The sequence below is a fragment of the Legionella cardiaca genome (assembly GCF_029026145.1).
Lineage (GTDB): Bacteria > Pseudomonadota > Gammaproteobacteria > Legionellales > Legionellaceae > Tatlockia > Tatlockia cardiaca.
Window position 1 is genome coordinate 1,038,615 of the sequence record NZ_CP119078.1, and the last position, 22,822, is coordinate 1,061,436.

Consider the following 22,822-nt stretch of genomic DNA (forward strand, 5'->3'; position numbering starts at 1 on the left):
TTTAAGTGCCTTTTTTTTGCTTAGTGTTAATGCTGGCATGCCGCCCTCAATTAACTATCTAAATGGGCAATGCGTACAAATTTCTTGAAGATGCTTTAGCTCTTGATTTCAGCTACGAAATTGATATGAATACATTTACCCTTATTAATTAAGAGCCTCTAGGTCCTAATTAATAAGGAACAATAATGAGTCCAACATAGATGATTATTTCTTCTTTCTCCTCATCGCTTTAATCACTGCTCTTATTGTTATTTGCGCTAGAGTCCTCGCCATTTGTTGTACTCTGTGTGTCTGAGCTGGCAGCTGTAGCAGAGGTGCCTTCACTTACGCCTGAAGAACATTGAGCTGCAATTGCGTTGATTTGGTCGCTGTATTGTTTATCAGTTAAGTTGTCAGAGATTTTGACAAGTTTCATTAGCTCAGGTTTAGCACAGCTACAATAGTTGCTGGATGCTTGTTTATCTTTGTCATCCATTTTGGGGAAAACAAGAGTAAATTTATCGATACAATATTCATCAATGTCTTCATTAGTGGCTTTATCCAGGCCTACTTCGTTTTCAAGAGAATCCATGGTGTCTTGCAAAAGTGTTTGTGACATACACAGTTGCATTGTTTTATTCACCGCTTCTTGGGTGTCTAAGGGGTGACGAGAAGCACATTCACAATACTTTTCACCAAAATTTCTATAACCAATTTTATCTTTTATGTCTTCCATTCTTTTCATCCAGGAATCAACACAATTTGTCTGGAATGATTCTTGAGGAGTGCTATTAGTTGCTTCTGCGGTATTTCCACATAAGGGCACAAGACCAATAGTAGTAGCGATTAAGAAAGATCTGACGTGACTTAAACTCATTGGTTTCACTCCTTGAATTAAAAAGATTTTTTTATTTGATAATTATTGGATTTAATCTAGGATTGATCAAAATTGCAAGGCAAATGTTGCCAGCATGCGGAATAATTTTTCTCTCTGGTAGAATGTGATAAAGCTTGTTCACTCACTAGCCATGGTTTTTTAGTTTCAAACATAAAGGCCAGGGTATTTTGATAGCGAGTTGGTTTTAATTCTTCATTGATAACACTACGATAAGTATCGTTGTCAGGTCCATGCGCTGTCATGCAATTGTGGATACTAACGCCGCCTGGAAGAAAACCCTCTTTCTTTGCATCATATTCACCTGTAATCAACCCCATCAATTCACTCATGATATTGCTATGAAAATAAGGGGGTCTGAAAGTGTGGTCTGCTACCATCCATCGTGGCGGAAAAATAACAAAGTCAAGATTGGCTACGCCGGGTGTATTACTTTCCGATGTTAATACAGTAAATATTGAAGGATCAGGATGATCAAAGCTTACTGTATTGATGGTATTGAATAAAGCAAGATCATAGGTATATGGTGCATAGTTACCGTGCCAGGCAACAACATTTAAAGGCGAGTGATTGGACTTTGCTGACCAAAATTTTTGCTGATACTTACACAGCAATTGCACCTCATCGTGAATATTTTCAAAAGCTGCATAGGGATATACAAAATGTCGAGGATTTGCTAAGCCATTAGAACCGATTGGACCTAATTGAGGTAAACTAAATGGTTGTCCCATATTTTCACATAGATAACCTGCGGCAAATGATGAGTCTAAATCAACTCTAAATTTCACGCCTCTAGGGATGACCGCAATTTTCCCTGGGGCAAGCGAAAGTTTTCCAAATTCAGTAAATAATGTCAGTTCACCTAAATAGGGAACAAATAACATTTCTCCATCACTATTACTAAAATAGCGTTTTTGCATGGATTGATTGCATTGATAAATGTAGGCATTGGCTGATTTGCTACCCGCTAAAAAAAATAAACCGTCTATGAAATCTTTTATAACTGTAAGAGGCGGTTGAGGAGTCCAGCGCATGGGGTTTGGCGCTTGCATTTCAGCATAAGTTATTAAACAGGCTTTTTCATAAGGCTTGTAATCCTCATGAACCACGGATGGGAGTGTGCGATAGAGCCAGCTATGTAAATTACTATGTCTTGGTCGAGTAAAGGCACTACCACTGAGTTGTTCGGCAAAAAGGCCAAATTGACACTGCTGTGGGGAATTTTGCTCCTTAGGTAATGCTCCTGGTATTGCTTCAGTTTGATGGTAATTACCGAATCCTGCTAAATACACCACAATCTCCCTTCATAATTTAACGCCATTAGCATAGCTTGAAAAAGTAAAAAATGTCGAGCTTATTAGAGGATACGAGCTTAGCATCAGTTCTTTTTATAGCGTTGACGATGTATAATTTTATTATTTAATTAAAGTTGGGCTAATTCGGGGTTTGGAAATTCTACTTTGTTTTGTCTCAGTGGATATCCTCAAAACTGGTTAGCGCTTTTTCTTGAGGTATATAGTCATGGCAGGACACAGTAAATGGGCTAACATTCGTTTTCGTAAAGGAGCCCAAGATGCTAAACGCGGCAAAATTTTTACTAAACTTATTCGTGAAATTACTGTAGCAGCAAGAACAGGAGGGGGCGATGAATCTACAAACCCCAGATTGCGGGATGCTGTTAGTAAAGCGCTTAAAGCGAATATGAAGCGAGATACCATTGATAATGCCGTTAAGCGAGGTGCAGGGGGGTTAGACGGCGCTAATATGATTGAGATGCGCTACGAAGGCTATGGTCCAGGTGGCGTTGCTATTTTGGTTGATTGTTTATCCGATAATAAAAATCGTACTGTTTCAGAGGTAAGGCATGCTTTTACTAAGCATGGTGGAAATTTGGGCACTGATGGTTCCGTATCTTATTTATTCAATAAACAAGGTGAAATTTTGCTGGTCGCCGGACAACCTGAAGAGCGGGCAATGGAAGTAGCTATTGAAGCCGGTGCAGAAGACGTTGTTACTGAAGATAATCAGATGGAAGTTATTACTGCCGCGGATAACTATCATGCTGTTCTTTCTGCTCTTCAGGAAGCTGGCTATGAAGTGGAACAATCTCATTTAACGATGCGCGCACAAACAACGGTTTCTCTGGATAAAGATTCTGCCGAATCACTAATGAAATTAATTGATATGCTTGAAGATTTGGATGATGTACAGGAAGTTCATAGTAATGCGGAACTTCCTGATGTTCTATTTGAAACTGCTTAATGAGCATTATTCTGGGAATTGATCCTGGCTCTCGTATTACAGGCTACGGGATAATTCAGGAGGAAAGACGTAAAATTCGCTACATCGACAGTGGTTGTATCAGAACTTCTGAAGGTGAATTAAGTCACCGACTTTTGCAGATTTTTGATGGGATTTGTCAGCTGATGGATGATTATCATCCTGATGAAGTCGCTATAGAGCAGGTGTTTTTGCATCAAAACCCAAGTTCTGCTCTTAAGTTAGGCCACGCTCGAGGTGTGGCTATGGTCGCTGCTGCTTCCCATCGTGTCAAAGTTAGTGAGTATTCTGCTCGAGAAGTTAAGCAATCAGTGGTTGGTTATGGGGCTGCCCAAAAAGAACAAGTAAAACATATGGTGGTTAAGTTATTGATGCTTAATAGTGCGCCGCAAAATGATGCTGCAGATGCATTGGCAATTGCAATTTGCCATAGCCATATGCGTCATAACTTATCCCTTATCCAGCAGTCAACAAATTCTAGGAGACGCGCGCGATGATTGGTTGGTTAAACGGACAAATTATGGATAAAAATCAGCCTGGTAAATTAGTGTTGGATGTCAATGGGGTTGGTTATGATGTTGAGACATCGCTTCATACTTTTTTTCAACTCGAGACGCAGCCTGGTTCAATCGGTTTACACATTCATACAATCGTTCGTGAGGATGCTTTATTATTATTTGGCTTTTTGGATAAGCAAGAGCGCGCTTTGTTTAGAGCCTTAATCAAGGTAAATGGGGTGGGTCCTAAAGTAGCAATGGCAATTCTATCAAGCATTACCCCTACGGAATTTATTCAATGTATTGAAGACGAAAATGCTCAGTTGTTAACAAAATTGCCAGGTATTGGTAAAAAAACTGCTGAACGCTTGTTAGTGGAAATGAGAGATAGTATTAAGCAATTTACGAATTCTTATGAACAGCAAACCCAGAAATTATTGCATAGTAGGAATGATCAAGAAGAAGCAATTAGTGCTTTAGAAGCCTTGGGTTATAAACAGCAAGAGGCCGCAAAAGTGATCAAAAAAATTGATGATGGTAGTAAAACCTGTGAGCAACTGATCCGCCAGGCACTACAGTTATTATCCAGTCGGTAATGACGTTTGGAAGACAATGGGGCTCGCTAGTTTGCCTTCGTTGGAAAGTAAGCTCGAACAATAAGTCCAGTTCCTTCGGTTGGTGAGGCAAGTTCTACGCGACCTCCATGAAGATCGGTAATTTGTCGAACAATGGCTAATCCCAAACCACTACCTGGACTTTTATTTCCTAGTACACGGAAGAAGCGTTCAAACACGCGATCTTGAAGTTCACTGGGAATTCCAGGACCATTGTCGCGTACTTCCAGGATTAACTCTTGATTTTGCGCATAAATACGTACCGAGACTTTGCCATTCTCTTTACAATAGCGAATTGCATTATCCACAAGATTGCGAATTAAAATACCCAGCGCGGTGGGATTGCCTGCAAAACGGGGTAAGTGCTCATCATGTTCAAAATCCAGTTCAATTTGTTTTTCCACGGCACTCGGCGCTAACATCGCTAAGACTTCGCGAGCTATCTTCACAAGGTTTACTTCATCGATATCATTAATACTTGCTGCTTCAGGGACAAGTTTACTCATTGTCAGCAACTGCTGCACGATATGAGTACTGCGATTAACACTGGCTATTAATTTTTGCAGAGCTTGGTTTTTCTCATCAATATTATTTGTATTTAATGCCACTTGTGCTTGTGCTTTCAATGCGGCGAGTGGCGTACGCAATTCATGAGCCGCATCCGCGGCAAAGCGTTTCTCCCGTTCAAACCCTTCTTTAAGTCGATAAAATAATTTGTTTAACTCATCAATAACGGGCTTAATTTCTTCGGGTACTTCTTGCAAATCAACGGGCTCCAAATGGGTAGGGGCACGGTTCGCAACTTCCTGAGCAACTCTATCAAGACTATCCAGACCTCTACCAATGATTATCCAGATTAATAATCCAGATAAAGGAAACGTTAATAACATGATATAGAGATCATCTTGGGCAATGCGATGGCCTAGTTCATTACGAGTATCATAGCGTTCGGCTAAAACGGTTCGTACACCCGCTTGTTCATTATAAGTAGTAAAAACACGCCATTTTTGATTTGCCACCATCTTGTCACTAAAACCATCTATTTCAGAGGTGAGAGGGATTTTAGGAGCAGTGGGCGAATGTAATAAGAGCTTACCTCCATTTGTCCATACTTGAAAATTAAATTTATCCAAATAACTTTTGGGAGGGAGATCATTTAAAAAACGACGTTGATAATAGTTGTCAATTTTTTGAGGAATAATTTCAAGCGCATCTTGAATTTTTCCAAGGGGACGTTGATGAAGATCATCCCCTAGTAAAGCTTGATAGGATAAGGCAGAAATAGCCATTAATGTATCAAGATGCTCTTGAATATCTTTTTGATCTAAGTAGTAATTACCTATGGCAGTTAATGTCGTTGTAATTGTTATTGCTAATAATAAGTTAATTAGCAAAAACTTGCGTATGGAGGATTTCACAATACTTAATTACTCTCATTCTTTTCTGCCATATATCCGACACCACGAATAGTGCGAATAAAATTGGCATTGAGTTTTTTGCGTAAGTTGTGAATGTGAACTTCCAGGGCATTAGAATCCACATCCTCATCCCAACCATAGATACTTTGCATTAATTGCTCTCGCGATAAAACTTGGCCGCTGTTTTCCAGCAATTTTTGCAACAATGCAAATTCACGTCGCGGAACATTGACCATTACATCGTCAACGTAGACAGAATGCGCCGCAGGATCCAGAGTGATATTGCGATATTGTAGAACAGAATCAGCTCGACCTTGCGAGCGTCTAACCAGTGCCCGAACTCTGGCGCTCAATTCGTTTAAATCAAAGGGCTTGGTTAGATAATCATCAGCACCGCTATCCAAACCTTTTACACGATCTTCGACTGTTTCACGAGCCGTAAGAATAATGACAGGGGTAGCATTTCCATCGTGACGAATGGCTTGAAGGAAACCTAATCCTGAAAGTTTAGGTAATCCCAAATCAAGAATAATAAGTTCAAATGATTCAGATTTTACTGCTGCTCTGGCTGCTTCACCATCTTTTAGCCAGTCTACTACATAGCCAAATTGAGTAAGGCCAGCTTTTACTGCATCGCCCAGTAATTCATCATCTTCAACCAGTAGCAATCGCATTCTTGCTCCTAATAGTTCAGCCCCTACGGGATTCACCGGAGGGTTGTTCTACGTCTTTTTCAATCAAGTGTCTGGTTAGATATAATGCCTGTAGAAAGACAAATAATAACGTAAAACCAGCACCACCAAATAACTTAAAGTTAACCCAAATTTCAGTACTATAATAGTACGCCACATACAGATTAACACTACCCATTAAAACAAAAAACAGGGCCCAAGCATAATTTAAACGATACCAGATTTTTTTCGGTAAGCTTATATTGCCATCCATCATTTTTTGAATTAAAGGTTTATTGCTCACAAAAGGAGAAAACAGAAATACTAATGAAGTGAGCCAGTAAATTCCTGTAGGTTTCCATTTTATAAACCAGGGATTATGGAAAAATAAAGTAGCACCACCTAAAACCAGGATTATTCCCAAACTTATTAAATGAACTTTTTCGTAACGTTGATGTTTAATTCTATGGAAAATAACTTGAAGTAAGGATGCAGCCATTGCTACCGCCGTGGCATTATAGATTCCAAATAATTTAAAACTAATAAAAAAAAGTAAAATTGGAAAAAAATCAAAGAGTAGTTTCATAGCTGCTGTAAAAATTTAATACTTACTTAAGTATATCACACGATTTTAAACTCTCACGCAAGTGTTTATAAATTTGCATATTTTTACCTTTTTGAGAGTTTACATAGAGTATAAGTTGCTTTTAGACAGGCATCAAAAACTGCAATTAATCCAAGTTTTGATGCCTGTTCTAACTAGCCAATAACTAACTTTTGTCCAGGGTGTAGCAATTTTGTGTTAATGTTGGGATTTAATTTTGTAAGTGTTGCTACCTTGGTATTATTCTTTTTGGCAATGCGGCTTAAATTGTCGCCAGCTTTTACAATATAAATGCCATATTTAATGGTGCGCTTCCATATAGTTAGTTGTTGCCCAACTTTTAAAGGCTGCGGATCATTAATTTGATTCCACTGGCGAATTTCTGCCGTCGACACATTGTATTTTTTTTCCAGCATCGGAAAAGTTTCGCCCTTTTGTACAATGTGAATTACTTTATAGCTTTGTGTGGTTGCGGGCTGATCGCTAATTGAAACAAGCACAGTTGATTTAGGTGGGGAAGCTACCGGTGCGTTTTTAGTACTTGGAATAAGAACATACTGTCCTGTTCGTAATTTATCAGATTTTAACTGATTCAATTCACGCAGTAGTTTTACCGTAGTAAAGTTTTTACGGGCAATAGAATTTAAATCATCACCCCGTCGAACCTGGTAGCGACTCCAGCTAACACGTTTCTCTTCTGGAACATTTGCAAGATTGCGATTAAAACTTGCAACTTTATTAGCAGGAATGAGTAATTTAAACGGCTTGTAAGGAGCCGTTGCCCAACGATTAAACCCTGGGTTTAATTTAATAAGATCCTTATAAGATATACCTGCCAGCTTTGCCGCATGATTTAAATCAATTTGACTACCAATGTTAACCTCTTCGAAATAAGGTACATGAGGAATATCTGGTAAAGTAACGCCGTAACGTTGAGGATATTTAATAATTTCAGCTAATGCTAACAATCTAGGAACATAAGCTCTCGTTTCGTCCGGTAATGGTAAAGACCAGAAACGTATATTTCTTGACTGACGACTATTTTTTATAGCTCGTGAAACGGTACCTTCACCGGAATCATAAGCAGCAATAGCAAGAATCCAGTTACCATTAAAATATTTATTTAAATAGGTTAAATAATTAAGTGCTGCGTCAGTTGATGGACGAATACTACGGCGGCCATCAAACCACCAATCTTGTTTTAAGCCTAAGTTATTACCCGTACCAGGCATTAATTGCCATAAACCAGCTGCTCCGGCACCTGAATAAGCAAAAGGGTCATAAGCACTCTCAATCATAGGAAGCAGTGCTATTTCACCTGGCATCCTTCTTTTTCTAATCTCCGTTACAATATGATAAATGTAAGGTTCAGAACGCGCTAATTTATTCAAGTAACTGGGATGAGAAACAAGCCAACGAAGTTGAGTTTGTACTTCAGGTTGTGTCGTTTCATGATTTAAGCTGAACTGACTTCGTAAAACGTCCCAAACGTTCTGCGTCGCCTGTGCAACATTTGAAAACACGTAAGAGCTTGACAATAAAAGGATTAAACTAAAAATTCTTGGTCTAAACTTCAATGTGACAGCCTATTACGAATTAAAAGGCTAGCCAGTGTACTAAATAAACTCCTCACAATAAACCCTTTTTGGTTTTTAAATGCTCCAAAAGGTTTAAATTAATTCTATCTGTTAAGAAAAATTATTTTTATCAACACGCAATTGTTTAAAAATAGAAAAGGAATCTGGATCGTTGAGACCTTTACCTTTCGCATAATTTTTGACACTTTTCTCCTCAGTCCGTAAAAAGGGATTAATTTCTTTCTCTAAGGCTATTGTTGAAGGTAAGGAGCATTGATTAGTCTTATTTAACTGTGCAGCATAATTTTGCACGGTCAAATTATCAGGCTCAACTAAGGCTGCAAAGCGAAGATTTTGGCGGGTATACTCATGAGCACAAAACACTTTCGTTTGTTCAGGCAATGCTTTTAAGCGATTCAAAGAATCATATAATTCTTCAATAGTTCCATCAAAGACACGCCCACAGCCTGCTGAGAATAATGTATCCCCACAAAATAACCATTGATAATTGGGCTCATAAAGGCTCAGATGAGTTGAGGTATGCCCTGGGGTTTCTAAAACTTGAAAATTACAGGAAAGCAGAGACAGGTTACTATGACTATTAATTGGAGAAGTAATATGAGCAATACGTGAATCCTGAGGACCATAAACAGTAATAGCCGGGAATGTTCCAAGAAGACTTGCAACGCCTCCAATGTGATCATGATGATGGTGAGTAAGAATAATTGCTTCAAGCGTTAATGAATGGGCATTAAGAAAATCAAATACCGGCTGAGCGTCCCCGGGATCAACGCAGAAAGCTGTTTCCATCGACTCATCAATAACTAGCCATATGTAGTTGTCATTAAAAGCGGATATGGGAAGAATTTTCATTATTACCTCCTGTATTATTTTTGAGACTAGCTTAGCAGTCTATGAAATCTCGCAATGAAGGGGTTCGTCATTTTCCTTTTCATTTAAACTTTTATAAAGTGGATTATAGGCAACTAAAGCTTGCCCTTGAGGTTTAAAAAACGACATCATTTTATAAAACACGACACGTGGTTTGGATGACAGGCTCTCATAAATTGGATTATAGCTCTCCTTGGCTACAGTAGCGCAAGAGTGCAGGCCTGAGCTCTGCGTTTTATTGGCTTCGCACATTGCTTTTTCATTCAATGAAGGATGTACCTGTTTAGATTTTTTTCTTGGATGAAGTTTGTTAGATTCCTCCTCTTTATTTACTGATGGAATCGCTCTCTTTTCACTTTTTTTGTTATCTGTTTTAATATCATGAAGAATTTCTTCAATACGGCGTCCTTTATAAGATAAATAGAGGTTGTTTGGCTGCCCTTGCATCCTCTGACGTTTTGCAGCAGCATTTTTATATTCTTCTAACCATCTCTGTCTAAAAGAAGGTAAATTAGCTAACAATTCCTCATTGTGTTTAGCAGTTTCAACGTCAGCTTTTTCTCGTGAACTTTGAATTGAATACCTTAAAATAGACTCTAACGTTTTTACTTTATAAGTAATATTTTTATATCGAATGCTTACTACGTCTTGCGTGCCTTCCAGCATCGCTTTAATAATCTGATTATAAAGTTTTGATTGTGAGTAGCGTAAAACTTGAGGAGAGGGGAAAAATAAACAATTTTTCTTTACTCTGTTATCTGCATCGACATAGAGGGGGATGTTTAAAGAGAACTCATTGAGCTGTTCAGCATTGGCTTTTAATAATTCTTTGAAATATAAAAGTCCTAATATTCCGCAAGAATCCAGGTCAGCTTGAGGTTGTACACGTTTTATTGGATCATCATGAAGTTCTTCTGAAGAGGCTTGATTGAACTCAAAACTGACAAAGGGCGATAGATCAGTATGAAACATATCAGGGAGATGGACTTCATCCAAGATATTGTCTTCATGCAGATGCCAATGAACTGGCTTAATAACTCGATTACGGCTAATTAGAAGAACTTCAAAATGTGCTGAACCTTTACGACGGTTATTTGTAAAAAAATAAGCCACCGTCTCGTTTGGGTTTAAAGTTCTTTGAATAGCCTTTATTTCTGCTACTGCTTGGATTTTAGTAAGGCAGACTTTACTTTTACGTTCAGCTAAATCAGCGACTATTTCATTTTGGTATTGATCTAATTTTTTACGACATTTTAATTTTTTAACAATGGAGTTTAATTGATGTTTCTCTTCAAGCGTTAACTCTTTAAATCTCCCATTTTGATCTAAAAACTGGTCTTTAATTGCCTTATATAATTCTGGATAGTATCTTTGGAAATCAGAATATCTGGTATTTTTTTGATTTAACTTATATTTACCGGGCATCTTCACATTGGGTGGAACCCAGTCTCGTATAACCTGCATTGCATAGACTAACTCTTTATTCTTATATTCATCGAATTCTGCCTGCAATTCCAATTGGTTGCGCGCCATCATTGCTTGTCCCAACTCTGTAGAGCCGTTAACAACAAATGAAATATTATTAATTTGATATTTTGCGAAGTAGTAGGGAAGAATAAGAGGATAATCCTCGACATTTAAACGATAAGGTTGAGGGTTTTTTCTTTGCAGATAACTTTTCTTCGATAACTTCATTTTTATAATGCTAGGAATAAAAATAATCATTCTAGGGAGTGATTCTTAAGGAAATATTATATGTGCAAGGCATTATTAAGTTTTTTGTATATGTTGGACCGCCTGCACGGGCATGACATTGATTGATCTTGGAAGTTTATTTCATACAATCGTCTCATACTTGGACAGTGGGTAACTATTTCTGATGAGGACTAAATCAAGAGTCCTAATCCGTGTCATACCCGCCGCAGGCAGGTAACTATTTTGCGGTTTGACACGGAATTGGGAGAAACGTATAGGCAAATCTTTATTTGCACTCAATTGTAAAAAAAGAAACGCCAGGATTAAATAAGGTGCGCAATTGTTCGAGAATGATTTTCATTTCTTCTTCTAAGACATAAGGAGGATTAATTATCCATAAACCACAACCTGTCATTCCCTGATGGTTCATCGAAGTTAATGAAAATTCAACCCGCAATGAATTTTTAGCCTCAATATTCTCCATGCCTCTAAGAAGTTGTTGATGTAATCTTTTATCAACCAATGGATACCAAAGACAGAAAGTACCTGTGGAAAATCGCTGATAAGCTGCTTTAATGGCCTTGGGAATTACTTTGTATTCATCTTTAACTTCATAGGACGGATCGAGAAAAATAACACCCCGTCGCTCTGGTGGTGGTAACAATGCATTTAAAGTTGTTATTCCATTAGTATGACTAAAAAAAACTCGCTTTCCAGCATGAGGTAAGGATTCGAGCTGGCTGAATTCACGGGGATGTAATTCACAACAATAGAGACGATCTTGGGAACGTAAGAGTTCGATTGCAAGCAGTGGCGAACCAGGATAAAAGCGCAAGTCATCTGTCTTATTCAAACTATTAATACAGTTTAAATAGGGCGAAAACAGAGGCGGTAATTGATTTTTATGCTGCCATAACAAATGAATACCTTGAAGGTATTCGCCTGTTTTTGCTGCCTGAGAGTCTTTTAAATCATAGAACCCTTTTCCGGAGTGTGTTTCAAGATAAAACACCGGTTTTTCCTTAGTAATCATGTAGGTAAGGATACGAGAAAGGGTTAGATGCTTCACGACATCGGCAAAATTGCCGGCATGATATCCGTGTTGATAGCTAAGCATAGAGTAATTTAATTAAAAAGAGGGAAGTATAAACGTTGTGAGGGTTTAAGCAATTCTTGTGGTTAAAAATACGCAAAAAAAGTTTTGCACTATACTTAGAATGTGTTAAAGACCAATGGAGGCAACTATGGGCTTTCCTAGAGAACCTGAAGAAGAGTTCAGTTCTTTTTCTGATTACTCTTACGAAGAAGAAAATGCTGAAGACATGGATCACAAAAAACGTGTGCGTAAAATGCTTGAAGACAGGCTTGAACGCAAACGTTTAAGAGAAGAATTAGAAGACGAGTTAGATGGCGAATTTGATTGGGATGATCTGGATCGCTAGCTAATAGTACGCAACTGTTTTGCTGCAAATAAAGTATTTTGCAGCAAAATAGCGATAGTCATCGGCCCGACTCCACCTGGCACAGGCGTTATCCAGCTAACCCGGCTTTTAGCTTTATCAAAATCCATATCGCCTCTTAATTTACCATTCGGTAATCGATGAATTCCAACGTCAATGATAACTTGTTTTGAATGAAGCCATTCAACATCTATAATGTCTGGTTTCCCTGCAGCAACAACGAGAATATCTGCTAGACGTACATATTGCTCCAGATTTTCTGTGAAACGGTGGCAAATGGTTACAGTGGCGGCAGCCAATAAAAATTCCATCGCCATAGGTCTGCCAACAATATTGGAGGCCCCAATAACAACCGTGTGCTTACTCTCTATAGGGATTTTATAATAATCGAGAAGATGAATAATACCATAGGGTGTACAAGGTCGCAGCAGAGGGTTGCGTATCGTCAAACGACCCATATTATAAGGATGGAACCCGTCAATATCTTTTTGCGGGCTAATGCATTCGATGATTTTATTTGGATCAATATTTTCTGGTAAAGGAAGTTGCACAAGAATACCATCAACCTCAGTTGAATGATTCAAATCATCAATAAGAGTTAATAATTCCTTTTCTGTCGTTGATTTAGGGAGGTTGTAGGCAAAGGAATTAAATCCTACCTCCAAACATGCCTTTCGCTTATTGTTGACATAAATACTCGATGCAGGATCGTCGCCTACCAGTATAACGGCTAATCCAGGGGCTCGTTTACCTTCATTGAGCATTTCAGTAACAGCTAATTTTATTTCTTGTTTTACTTTAGAAGAAACCAAGCTGCCATCAAGTATGTTTGCAGTCATATTTTCAGAAGCGATAAGTTTGTTGCGGATTATGAAATAGCCAACTAATTAATGCAATGATTCTAAGCAAGGATCGCTTTTCAGAAGAGGAATTTAAGAGGATAAAGCCTTAACCCTAAGAAGGGTTAAGGCTTTTTTGCTTAGAGAGTAAATGCTGACGTATAAGGGGTTGAAACAACCGTACTATTATTCGAGTTAAACAAGCTCAAATCTACGACACTACTTTTAGGAAGTTCTTTTTTATCATCAAGTATTATATGACCATTACTGTCTTTAACTACCAATTGTAACACATCACCGTATTGAAATTTTTCCGTTTCCAAAGCAGCAAATTGACCTGACATATCAAATGGACGCACATAATTAATTGGTTCCCGCTTAGATTGCTTCGCGTTGTTGGATACTTCCAGGCGACACTCAAATAACTCTCGTAATGCTGCCCATTCTTGTAATTTCTCATGCTTGTCCAATGTTTCCATGAAATGAGGTGTGTCAGTTTCAATAATTGGAGAGTCAAATAATTGAGTCACCTGATATAAAGCTTGAGGTTGCTGGGAGCCATAGTTGAGGATATAAAATTTATTTTTTGCAGTAGTTAGAGCCGAACCAGTTTGCAGTGCGTGAATATGTTTTTTCAACAATTCTAACTGTAACTCACTATCATAGGAGTCATTTTGACCATCTGTGAATAATAAAATATTATTGTGGCGACTGGATTCTTGAATATGAATTAATTGTTGCGACGTTACTCTATAAAGACAAGTATTTCCATTTACGTTTAAGTTATTAACGTCAGACTCCAATGCAGTAATTTGTTCTTTGTTGTAGGTTCCAAGCAAATTAATCTGACTGTTAAATGTAGTAATTTTTATCACTGCATTTGGCTGAAATTGAAATAATGCCTTAGCGAATGTAATGACACTCGCTTTAAGCGTTTCTAAACGATTGCCTTCCATACTTGTGCTGGTATCCAGAACAAAATGATAATCAGGAGGACAAGAGGCATTGGGGATAAAGAAATAGGGCGTTACTTCAATCCCTTCCTTAGAATGTTTTTGCGCATAGAAAACTTGTTTTCTCTCAAAGGCCTCTGTTTTTGCAAATAAATACGGTACTTTGTCTTCAAACAGGAAGAGATTCTCTGGTTTATTTTGTAAATACTTTTTAAGATCAAATATTACTTGATTGCCTGAAACATGCATGTAGTTATACTCCAAGCATGCAAACAATTGGCCATAAGGATTGGGAAGATTGATTGTAATTTGTTCTAGTTCTTTATCGAGAGAGTAGTCAAGTCCTTGCATTTGTAAAACATCAAAGATGGCTTTGCATGATTTTTTATGTGTGTCCATTTGTGCTTGTGAAGGACACGTAGCCTCGTCAATTTCCTGGGTAATAAGGGTAGGTAAATTAATCCGCTTCGCAGGCGCTACTTGCAATAAAGACTGAATTTTTGTTTGAAGTCCTAGGATGTTGGTATGGTTTTGCAAATTAAAACCAAAAAACTCACCATTACAACTTATTGGGCTATTTTGTAGTTCAACTCCCATATTCAGTAATAAGGATGTAATGTTTTTTGCCCTTAAGGCATTGTCAGCTAACTTTGGCATTGCACTTTCCTGTTTTAGTCAAAGAAGTGGCGATAATACACAAAATCACGCTCACAAAAAAGTCATTGCGTTCAATATAAGATCTTGATTAATAAATTTAATCAAGAAAAGAAGCTCGGATTAACATACGGGGTTGCCTATACTCCAGAGCGTATCTTCAATTGCTTCTCTGCCTGCAAATTCGCCTAATTTATCGCTTAAGCTAAGCAATTGAAGATACGCCCTAGACAAACGTATTCTGGTGTTATACATTGGCCGTTTTTAGCAGGAAATCCTCATGCGTATTGCCTTAGGGGTTGAATACGATGGTAGCCAGTATCATGGCTGGCAAGCGCAAACTGGCCTGCATACGGTTCAACAAGTCCTGGAACATGCTTTGACAAAGGTCGCTGATGGAGACGTCAGTGTTGTCTGTGCAGGTAGAACCGATACAGGTGTGCATGCTACAAACCAGATTATTCATTTTGATTGTGAAAAACAACGAACTATTCGTTCCTGGATTCATGGGGCAAACTCTTTTTTGCCTAAGGATGTTTGTGTGAAGTGGGGGCGGGAAATGCCAGATAATTTTCATGCCCGCTACTCTGCCTTATCTCGACGTTATCGTTACATTATTTATAATTCACCAATACGACCAGCGCTTTTGCGTAGTAGTGTCACTTGGCAATATCGACAGTTGGACCATCATGCAATGCAGGAAGCGAGTAAATGCTTGTTAGGAGAAAATGATTATACCTCTTTTCGTTCTGTCGAGTGTCAATCGAATACACCCATGCGGAATGTACATGATTTACGAGTAACACGAGCAGGTGATTTGGTTATGATTGATATTACGGCAAATGCTTTTCTTCACCATATGGTAAGGAACATTGCGGGAGTATTAATGGCGGTTGGCTCCGGAAAAAGACCAGTTGCCTGGGTTGATGAAGTATTGCAGGCAAAAGACAGGCGCTTAGGTGCCGAGACAGCGCCTCCTTATGGTTTATACTTAGTGGCAGTTGCGTATCCAAAAGAATTTGGGGTGATTCAGGCAAATCCAGGTCCTTTGTTTTTATGGGAGCGGTAAGTGACTCAAAAGCGGGTGCGAATAAAAATGTGTGGGATGATGCGCGAACAGGATATCGCCCATGCAGTCGCATTAGGTGTTGACGCTATTGGACTTATTTTTTACCCTAAAAGTCCGCGCTGTGTTTCTGTTGAAGATGCGAAAATATTAGTACAAAATGCTCCTGTATTTCTGGATATTGTTGCAGTATTGGTAAATCCTCTTCCTTCATTAGTTGAGCAGATCACGCATGAATTGCCAATCCAGTACTTGCAATTCCATGGTGATGAAGCGCCAGAGTTTTGTACCCAGTTTAATAAGCCCTTTATTAAAGCTATACGCGCAAATTCAAGGGATTTTATTGATGAACAGTGTGCAAAACATCGGCATGCGTCGGCTATTTTGCTGGATACACCTTCCCCTGTCCATGGGGGAACAGGACAAGTTTTTGACTGGACCGTAATTCCAGAAAATATAAAAAAACCACTAATTTTAGCTGGTGGTTTAAGTGCGTCTAATATTAGAAAAGCAGTTACAGGACGGTCGGTTTATGCAGTGGATGTTTGCAGTGGTGTTGAAGCATCTCCTGGAATTAAGGATCATAATAAAATGAGTCAGTTTGTTAACGCATTATGGGGCGAAGTATGAGTGAAAGAGAACTTCCAGACAATCACGGGCATTTTGGCCAATATGGTGGTATTTTTGTAGCCGATACTTTAATGAATGCTTTACAACAGTTGCAGCATGCTTACCAGAAGTATCAAAAGGATCCTGAGTTTCTAGCTGAGTTAACTTCTGAACTACGAGAATATGTTGGGCGTCCCACTCCTCTTTATCATGCAGAGCGTTTAAGTGCCAAAATTGGTGGCGCTCAGATTTATTTAAAACGAGAAGATCTCAATCATACCGGTGCCCATAAAATCAATAATACAGTGGGGCAGGCATTACTCGCTAAAAGAATGGGTAAAACCAGGATTATTGCTGAAACGGGAGCTGGTCAGCATGGTGTTGCTTCTGCTACGGTCGCTGCAAAATTTGGTATGAAATGCGTTGTCTACATGGGGTCAGAAGATATCAAAAGACAATCCATCAATGTTTATAGAATGAAGTTATTAGGAGCTGAAGTTGTTCCTGTGACGGCAGGTTCAAAAACTCTAAAAGATGCCTTGAATGAAGCAATGCGAGATTGGGTCAGTAATATCGATAACACTTTTTATATTATTGGTACAGTGGCAGGTCCTCATCCTTATCCACAAATGGTAAGAGATTTTCAGGCAATTATTGGTAAGGAATCACGCGCACAAATTCTAGAAAAAACAGGACAGTTGCCAGATGCTTTAGTGGCTTGTGTTGGTGGTGGTTCCAATGCAATTGGTTTATTTCATCCTTTTTTAAATGATAAGTCGGTAGCAATTTATGGCGTTGAGGCTGGTGGAAAAGGAATTGAGACTGGTGAGCATGCAGCATCATTAATTGCCGGAAAGCCTGGCGTTTTACATGGTAACCGCACTTATTTACTCTGCGATGAATATGGCCAAATCAAAGATACTCACTCTGTTTCAGCCGGACTTGATTACCCTGGCGTGGGTCCTGAGCATGCTTACCTTAAAGATAGTGGTAGGGTAGAGTATGTGGCTATTAATGATGATGAAGCACTTCATGCATTTCGCACGTTGACCCAGGTAGAGGGAATTATACCAGCGTTAGAATCAAGTCATGCTGTGGCTTATGCGCTGAAATTAGCTAAAAAAATGTCGTCTTCGCAACGAATTATTGTCAATTTGTCAGGGCGAGGAGACAAAGATATTCATACCGTAGCCAATATTGATGGTTTATCATTATAAAATTGTGTTGCTGTAAGTCTTCGCTTTCTTCTCTGTGCAATCTCAAAGAAAAATGCGATGGCATAATTAACTTTAAAATAGACGTAGTACTTATGTTTATAAGGTAAATTTATGAATCGAATTGATAAGACATTAGTACAATTGAGGACAAGCGGTAGAAAAGTGCTAAGTCCCTATATCACTGCTGGCGATCCCGAGCTAGAGATAACAGTTCCTTTAATGCATGAATTAGTTGCTGCAGGTGCTAATATTTTAGAAATTGGTATACCTTTTTCTGATCCCATGGCAGAAGGACCAGTTATTCAAGCGGCTATGGAAAGGGCGCTTGTTCATGGAATAAATTGTGATGATGTTTTTCTTATCATAGAGAAATTTCGCAAAAAAGACCAAACAACACCGATTATATTAATGGGATATGTCAATCCTATTGAGCAGTATGGATATGAGCGTTTTGCTAAAAGAGCTCATGAGGTGGGAGTTGACGGCACTATTTTGGTTGATTTGCCTCCTGAAGAAAGTGAGTCAGTCGCTTTAATATGGCAAACTAATAATTTATACAGCATTTACTTATGCTCTCCCACAACCTCTGATGAGCGTATCGCTTTGATAAATAGTTATGGTCGAGGTTATCTCTATTATGTTTCCCTAAAAGGGGTAACTGGTTCTGATGATTTTGATTTGCAACAGGTAAAAGAGCAGTATCAAAAACGAAAGTCTCAAACCGATTTACCTCTTATGGTAGGGTTTGGTATTAAGACACCAGCAATGGCTGCAAAAGTTGCTTCCTTTGCGGATGGGGTGATTGTTGGTGCAGCACTAATTAGTAAGATATATGAAGCACATAGTAACAAGGGTGATGCTCTTGCTGCTGGCGCTTCTTTAATTAGCGAAATGCGGCAAATGATAGATAAGAATGAGTGAGATTATGACTGAAGGTAGTGAAAAAAGAGCACATTTTATCAGGCAGTTAATTACTGACGAATTAGCAAGTGGTAAGCATCAGGAAGTAATAACCAGATTTCCACCAGAGCCCAACGGTTATTTACACATTGGTCATGCTAAATCAATTTGCTTAAATTTTGGTTTGGCTGAGGAATTTAAAGGACGTTGTTATTTACGTTTTGATGATACAAATCCTATAAAAGAAGAACAAGAGTTTGTTGATGCAATTGCAGAGGATGTCAGTTGGCTTGGTTTTAACTGGTATGCGCTTACGCATTCCTCTGATTATTATCATGAGCTTTATGATTTTGCCATCCATTTAATAAAAAACAATAAAGCCTATGTGGATAGCTTAAGTATGGAAGAAATCCGTGCACACCGCGGTACACTACTTGAGCCGGGTCGTGAGAGTCCTTATCGCAATCGTTCTATTGAAGAAAATCTACAGTTGTTTGAGAGAATGAAAGCAGGCGAATTCCCTGACGGTACACATGTTTTGCGCGCCAAGATTGATATGCAATCAGGCAATGTGAATATGCGTGATCCCGTATTGTATCGTATACGGCATGCTTCCCACCAACGAACGGGAGATGAATGGTGTATTTATCCTATGTATGATTATGCTCACCCTATTTCAGATGCACTGGAAAAAATAACGCATTCATTATGTACACTTGAATTCCAGGACCACCGACCGCTGTATGATTGGTTCATTGATAATTTACCAGTGCCTGCTAAACCTGTACAAACAGAATTTGCGCGTCTTAATTTATCTCATACGGTAACTTCAAAGCGCAAGTTAAGGGATTTAGTTGAAAAAAAGGTAGTGTCTGGTTGGGATGATCCAAGATTGCCTACTTTGCGTGGTATGCGCAAACGTGGTTATCCTCCTGCTGCAATCCGGCAATTTTGTGAAGTGATAGGAATTTCACGAAGTGATTCGGTTATCGATATGTCTATCCTGGAAGAGTGTGTGCGAAATGAATTAAATAAAACAGCAAAACGTGCTCTTTGTGTACTCGATCCTTTAAAAATTGTGATAGAGAATTATCCCTCGGATAAAGTTGAACAATTAGTAGGTAAATTTAACCCTCAGGATCCTGAATCACCAACTCGTATTCTGCCATTTAGCCGTGAAATATATATTGAGCGTAGTGATTTTATGGAAAATCCTCCTAAAGACTATTTCCGATTATCTCCAGGCTCCGAGGTTCGTCTAAGGCAGGCTTATGTAATTCGTTGTACTGAGGTGATTCATGATGCAGAAGGTAACGTTACTGAATTACGTTGCACGTATGACGAAAATACTTTAGGGAAAAACCCGGTTGACAGAAAAGTGAAGGGCGTTATTCACTGGGTATCCTGTAAAGAGGCCCATCCAATAACGATTCTTCAATATGATCGATTATTTACCGATGCAAATCCTGCTCGGGAAGATGATTTTCTCCAGTTTCTTAATAAGGAATCATTGGAAGTAAAACAGGCTCTTTGTGAACCTTCTTTAGCAAATCAGCACCTAAACGAAGTCTTTCAGTTTGAACGTCTGGGTTATTATTGTGTAAATCAAATTGAGAATGGCAAAGTGACTACTTTTCATCGAGTAGTAGGTCTTAAAGATACGTGGGGAAAATAAGCGAGAGGATAGTGGGATGTTAAATCTTTATAATTCTTTAACACGAACAAAAGAGCCATTTAAGCCAATACAACCAGGTAAAATTGGTATGTATGTCTGCGGCATTACAGTTTATGATCGTTGTCATCTTGGTCATGCCCGTTCAATGGTTTGTTTTGATGTGATCGTTCGCTATTTACGTTCACAAAATTATGAAGTGACTTATGTCCAAAATATCACTGATATTGATGACAAAATTATTGCCCGCGCTAATGAACGAGGTGTTGCAATAGATGAGCTCACTTCAACCTATATCAAAGCCATGCATGATGATGCTAGGGCCTTGAGTATTTTACCTCCTGATATTGAACCTCGTGCAACAGCGCATATTGAATCCATTATTCGATTAATTAATCGCTTAGTGGATACTGGTTATGCCTACGTGAGTGAAAACGGGGATGTTTGTTATCAAGTGGAAAGCTTTAAAGAATATGGAAAATTATCTCATAAAGATTTAGACGGTTTAATGGCAGGGGCACGCATTGAGGTTGTCAAAGAGAAACGCTCGCCACTCGATTTCGTTTTATGGAAAAAAGCCAAGACTGGTGAGCCAAGTTGGTCTTCCCCTTGGGGTGACGGTAGGCCTGGATGGCATATTGAATGTTCGGCAATGGCAATGCATGAATTAGGTGAACATTTTGATATTCACGGTGGCGGTTTGGATTTGCAATTCCCCCACCATGAAAATGAAATTGCCCAAAGTGAGGCAGCAAGCGGTAAAACCTTTGCGAATTATTGGCTGCATGTTGGCATGCTGCAGGTCAATAATGAAAAAATGGCAAAATCTGTGGGGAATTTTTTTACAATTGAAGATGTACTGAAGCAATACCATCCGGAGGCAGTACGCTATTTTCTATTAAGTAGCCATTATCGTAGTGCTTTAAATTATTCAGAAGAAAATTTGCAGAATGCCAGCAAAGGTTTAATGAGGTTATATCAGTCGTTAAAGGATGTAACTTACGCTGAACATGGAATTGATGAGTATTGGTTTCAGCAATTTAATCAAGCAATGAACGATGATTTTAATACACCTGTTGCCTTGTCTGTTTTGTTCCAGTTAAGTCATGAACTTAATAAAACGGGTTCAGCAAAACTTGCCTACACATTGAAACATTTGGCCTCAATATTAGGGTTGTTACAGAGTTCACCCGATTCATTTTTACAAGCAGGAATTAATGAACAGGAGAAAAATACGATTGAGCAACTAATTCAAGAAAGATTACAAGCCAGAGCTGCACGAGACTGGGGACGGGCAGATGAAATTCGTACTCAGCTTGCTAATCAGGGAATTGATTTAGAAGATGGCCCTGGTGGTACAACGTGGCGTAAGCGCGCGGAATAGATCGACTAGATTTCGCGCATTGAGCGCGGAGTCTCGCTATAGATTTGCCTTACCTGTCATGCTTTGTGAATCGCACTTACGCTTTACCCTGCTTATGCACGGTTTCCAAAACTATTCATAACTAATATTTGCTCAAATTTTGATCTAAAAATAAATAACTCTTCTATAATGTGATTATGCATAAAGAATATTAAGCATTCAGCTATTAATAAATGCAAAGGAGAGCCGCATGAAAAGAATCCTTTCAATCCTGCTAGCAACATTTGGAGTATCAGTGTTTGCTAATGCCAATGTGAATTCAAATGCTAGCCAAAGCCCCGGGACTATCCATACTGCAAGTAGTGATGTGGGGACAACAACAGGATCAACTTCTACAGATGATAGCAGTAGTACACAGGATAATTCCAACACTAATCCAAGTCTTACCAGTGGTACGACTAATGACAATAACGATGATATAAGTACTGCCACGGGCTCTACAGCTGTTGATGAAGATTCTAGTACCTTGGATAATAGCGGTGCGACTGGAATGCCAACGGGAACGACAACGCCAGTACCAAATGATGACACAACAACTCCTAGTACGGATACTGTAACTCCTCCTGCAGATACCTCTGTTCCTAATCCAGATACTACGACTCCGCCCAGTACAGATACTACACCTCCAAGTACTGATTCTACTACACCAACTGAACCAAGTACGACTGATACTAATCCTGGTACTAATAACACCACGACCCCTGGTGCTACTGATTCAGGTATTGGTACCAGTACTACAACACCTGGCGATACGAGTAACACAGGCGTGGGCACCCCTACAGGAACGACTGGCACAGACAGTGATTCCAACTCAAACACCAATTCTACTAATACAGATAACACGCAAAATTCTGGTTACTAGAATAATTGTTTCTATCTTTTATGAGGTAACCTGTTTGTCGCGAACA

22 protein-coding genes are annotated in these 22,822 nt (G+C 38.9%); 11 read left to right on the top strand and 11 right to left on the bottom strand.

Annotated features, from left to right (window positions below; all coding sequences use genetic code 11):
* Positions 1-229: 229 nt before the first annotated feature.
* Both PXX05_RS04550 and hmgA read right to left on the bottom strand, forming a co-directional pair.
* Positions 230-856 (bottom strand): hypothetical protein, encoded by a 627-nt coding sequence (locus PXX05_RS04550; protein ID WP_275089878.1) that lies wholly within the window; start codon positions 854-856, stop codon positions 230-232.
* A gap of 56 nt (positions 857-912) precedes the next feature.
* A complete protein-coding gene (hmgA, locus tag PXX05_RS04555; protein WP_275089879.1) occupies positions 913-2,166 on the bottom strand; it encodes a homogentisate 1,2-dioxygenase in 1,254 nt (417 codons plus the stop codon).
* A 229-nt stretch (positions 2,167-2,395) separates the two neighbouring features.
* On the opposite strand from hmgA, the gene PXX05_RS04560 reads away from it, so the two are divergent.
* From PXX05_RS04560 to ruvA, 3 genes are read left to right on the top strand one after another with little or no spacing between them, the layout of a single operon-like run.
* Positions 2,396-3,136, top strand: coding sequence for a YebC/PmpR family DNA-binding transcriptional regulator (locus PXX05_RS04560; RefSeq protein WP_275089880.1), 741 nt, complete (start codon positions 2,396-2,398; stop codon positions 3,134-3,136).
* Positions 3,136-3,651 carry a crossover junction endodeoxyribonuclease RuvC gene (gene ruvC / locus PXX05_RS04565; RefSeq protein WP_275089881.1) on the top strand — a complete coding sequence of 172 codons (516 nt, stop codon included), beginning with the start codon at positions 3,136-3,138 and terminating at the stop codon, positions 3,649-3,651. The genes PXX05_RS04560 and ruvC overlap by 1 nt, the downstream gene beginning before the upstream one ends.
* On the top strand, positions 3,648-4,247 hold the full coding sequence (gene ruvA / locus PXX05_RS04570) for a Holliday junction branch migration protein RuvA (RefSeq protein WP_275089882.1): 600 nt from the start codon (positions 3,648-3,650) through the stop codon (positions 4,245-4,247). Before ruvC ends, ruvA begins: the two co-directional genes overlap by 4 nt.
* A 26-nt stretch (positions 4,248-4,273) precedes the next feature.
* Here the strand turns inward: ruvA and PXX05_RS04575 are convergent, their stop codons facing one another.
* The 7 genes from PXX05_RS04575 to PXX05_RS04605 all read right to left on the bottom strand — a co-directional run bounded on the left by PXX05_RS04575 (position 4,274) and on the right by PXX05_RS04605 (position 12,238).
* On the bottom strand, positions 4,274-5,683 hold the full coding sequence (locus PXX05_RS04575) for an ATP-binding protein (RefSeq protein ID WP_275089883.1): 1,410 nt from the start codon (positions 5,681-5,683) through the stop codon (positions 4,274-4,276).
* A 5-nt stretch (positions 5,684-5,688) separates the two neighbouring features.
* Positions 5,689-6,357, bottom strand: coding sequence for a response regulator (locus PXX05_RS04580; protein WP_275089884.1), 669 nt, complete (start codon positions 6,355-6,357; stop codon positions 5,689-5,691).
* Between the two features lie 16 nt (positions 6,358-6,373).
* Positions 6,374-6,940 carry a septation protein A gene (locus PXX05_RS04585; protein WP_275089885.1) on the bottom strand — a complete coding sequence of 189 codons (567 nt, stop codon included), beginning with the start codon at positions 6,938-6,940 and terminating at the stop codon, positions 6,374-6,376.
* 173 nt (positions 6,941-7,113) lie between these two features.
* Positions 7,114-8,481 carry a lytic transglycosylase gene (locus PXX05_RS04590; RefSeq protein ID WP_275089886.1) on the bottom strand — a complete coding sequence of 456 codons (1,368 nt, stop codon included), beginning with the start codon at positions 8,479-8,481 and terminating at the stop codon, positions 7,114-7,116.
* A 165-nt stretch (positions 8,482-8,646) separates the two neighbouring features.
* Positions 8,647-9,408 (bottom strand): hydroxyacylglutathione hydrolase, encoded by a 762-nt coding sequence (gene gloB, locus PXX05_RS04595; RefSeq protein WP_275089887.1) that lies wholly within the window; start codon positions 9,406-9,408, stop codon positions 8,647-8,649.
* Positions 9,409-9,447: 39 nt separating this feature from the next.
* Positions 9,448-11,121, bottom strand: a complete 1,674-nt coding sequence (locus tag PXX05_RS04600) for a hypothetical protein (RefSeq protein WP_275089888.1) — start codon at positions 11,119-11,121, stop codon at positions 9,448-9,450.
* 286 nt (positions 11,122-11,407) lie between these two features.
* Positions 11,408-12,238 carry a 23S rRNA (adenine(2030)-N(6))-methyltransferase RlmJ gene (locus PXX05_RS04605; RefSeq protein WP_275089889.1) on the bottom strand — a complete coding sequence of 277 codons (831 nt, stop codon included), beginning with the start codon at positions 12,236-12,238 and terminating at the stop codon, positions 11,408-11,410.
* Positions 12,239-12,365: 127 nt separating this feature from the next.
* Here PXX05_RS04605 and PXX05_RS04610 point away from each other — a divergent pair, with 127 nt between their 5' ends.
* Entirely contained in the window at positions 12,366-12,563 is a 198-nt protein-coding gene (locus tag PXX05_RS04610; RefSeq protein WP_275089890.1) for a PA3496 family putative envelope integrity protein, read from the top strand.
* Here the strand turns inward: PXX05_RS04610 and folD are convergent.
* Together folD and PXX05_RS04620 are read right to left on the bottom strand one after the other, a co-directional pair.
* Positions 12,560-13,420: a bifunctional methylenetetrahydrofolate dehydrogenase/methenyltetrahydrofolate cyclohydrolase FolD gene (folD, locus tag PXX05_RS04615; protein WP_275089891.1), complete on the bottom strand. Its 861-nt coding sequence runs from the start codon at positions 13,418-13,420 to the stop codon at positions 12,560-12,562. The genes PXX05_RS04610 and folD overlap by 4 nt on opposite strands.
* A gap of 140 nt (positions 13,421-13,560) precedes the next feature.
* Complete coding sequence (locus PXX05_RS04620) at positions 13,561-15,030, bottom strand: VWA domain-containing protein (protein ID WP_275089892.1); 1,470 nt, start codon at positions 15,028-15,030, stop codon at positions 13,561-13,563.
* 277 nt (positions 15,031-15,307) lie between these two features.
* On the opposite strand from PXX05_RS04620, the gene truA reads away from it, so the two are divergent.
* From truA to PXX05_RS04655, 7 genes are all read left to right on the top strand, one after another.
* Positions 15,308-16,096 (top strand): tRNA pseudouridine(38-40) synthase TruA, encoded by a 789-nt coding sequence (truA, locus tag PXX05_RS04625; RefSeq protein WP_275089893.1) that lies wholly within the window; start codon positions 15,308-15,310, stop codon positions 16,094-16,096.
* A complete protein-coding gene (locus tag PXX05_RS04630; RefSeq protein ID WP_275089894.1) occupies positions 16,097-16,723 on the top strand; it encodes a phosphoribosylanthranilate isomerase in 627 nt (208 codons plus the stop codon).
* Positions 16,720-17,919 (top strand): tryptophan synthase subunit beta, encoded by a 1,200-nt coding sequence (gene trpB / locus PXX05_RS04635; protein WP_275089895.1) that lies wholly within the window; start codon positions 16,720-16,722, stop codon positions 17,917-17,919. Before PXX05_RS04630 ends, trpB begins: the two co-directional genes overlap by 4 nt.
* A 111-nt stretch (positions 17,920-18,030) precedes the next feature.
* Positions 18,031-18,840: a tryptophan synthase subunit alpha gene (gene trpA / locus PXX05_RS04640; protein WP_275089897.1), complete on the top strand. Its 810-nt coding sequence runs from the start codon at positions 18,031-18,033 to the stop codon at positions 18,838-18,840.
* Between the two features lie 4 nt (positions 18,841-18,844).
* Positions 18,845-20,494 (top strand): glutamine--tRNA ligase/YqeY domain fusion protein, encoded by a 1,650-nt coding sequence (locus tag PXX05_RS04645; protein WP_275090461.1) that lies wholly within the window; start codon positions 18,845-18,847, stop codon positions 20,492-20,494.
* A gap of 16 nt (positions 20,495-20,510) precedes the next feature.
* A complete protein-coding gene (gene cysS / locus PXX05_RS04650; RefSeq protein WP_275089898.1) occupies positions 20,511-21,875 on the top strand; it encodes a cysteine--tRNA ligase in 1,365 nt (454 codons plus the stop codon).
* A gap of 229 nt (positions 21,876-22,104) precedes the next feature.
* The gene (locus tag PXX05_RS04655; RefSeq protein ID WP_275089899.1) at positions 22,105-22,776 is read left to right on the top strand and encodes a hypothetical protein; all 672 of its coding nucleotides are present in this window, start codon (positions 22,105-22,107) and stop codon (positions 22,774-22,776) included.
* Positions 22,777-22,822 lie beyond the last annotated feature (46 nt).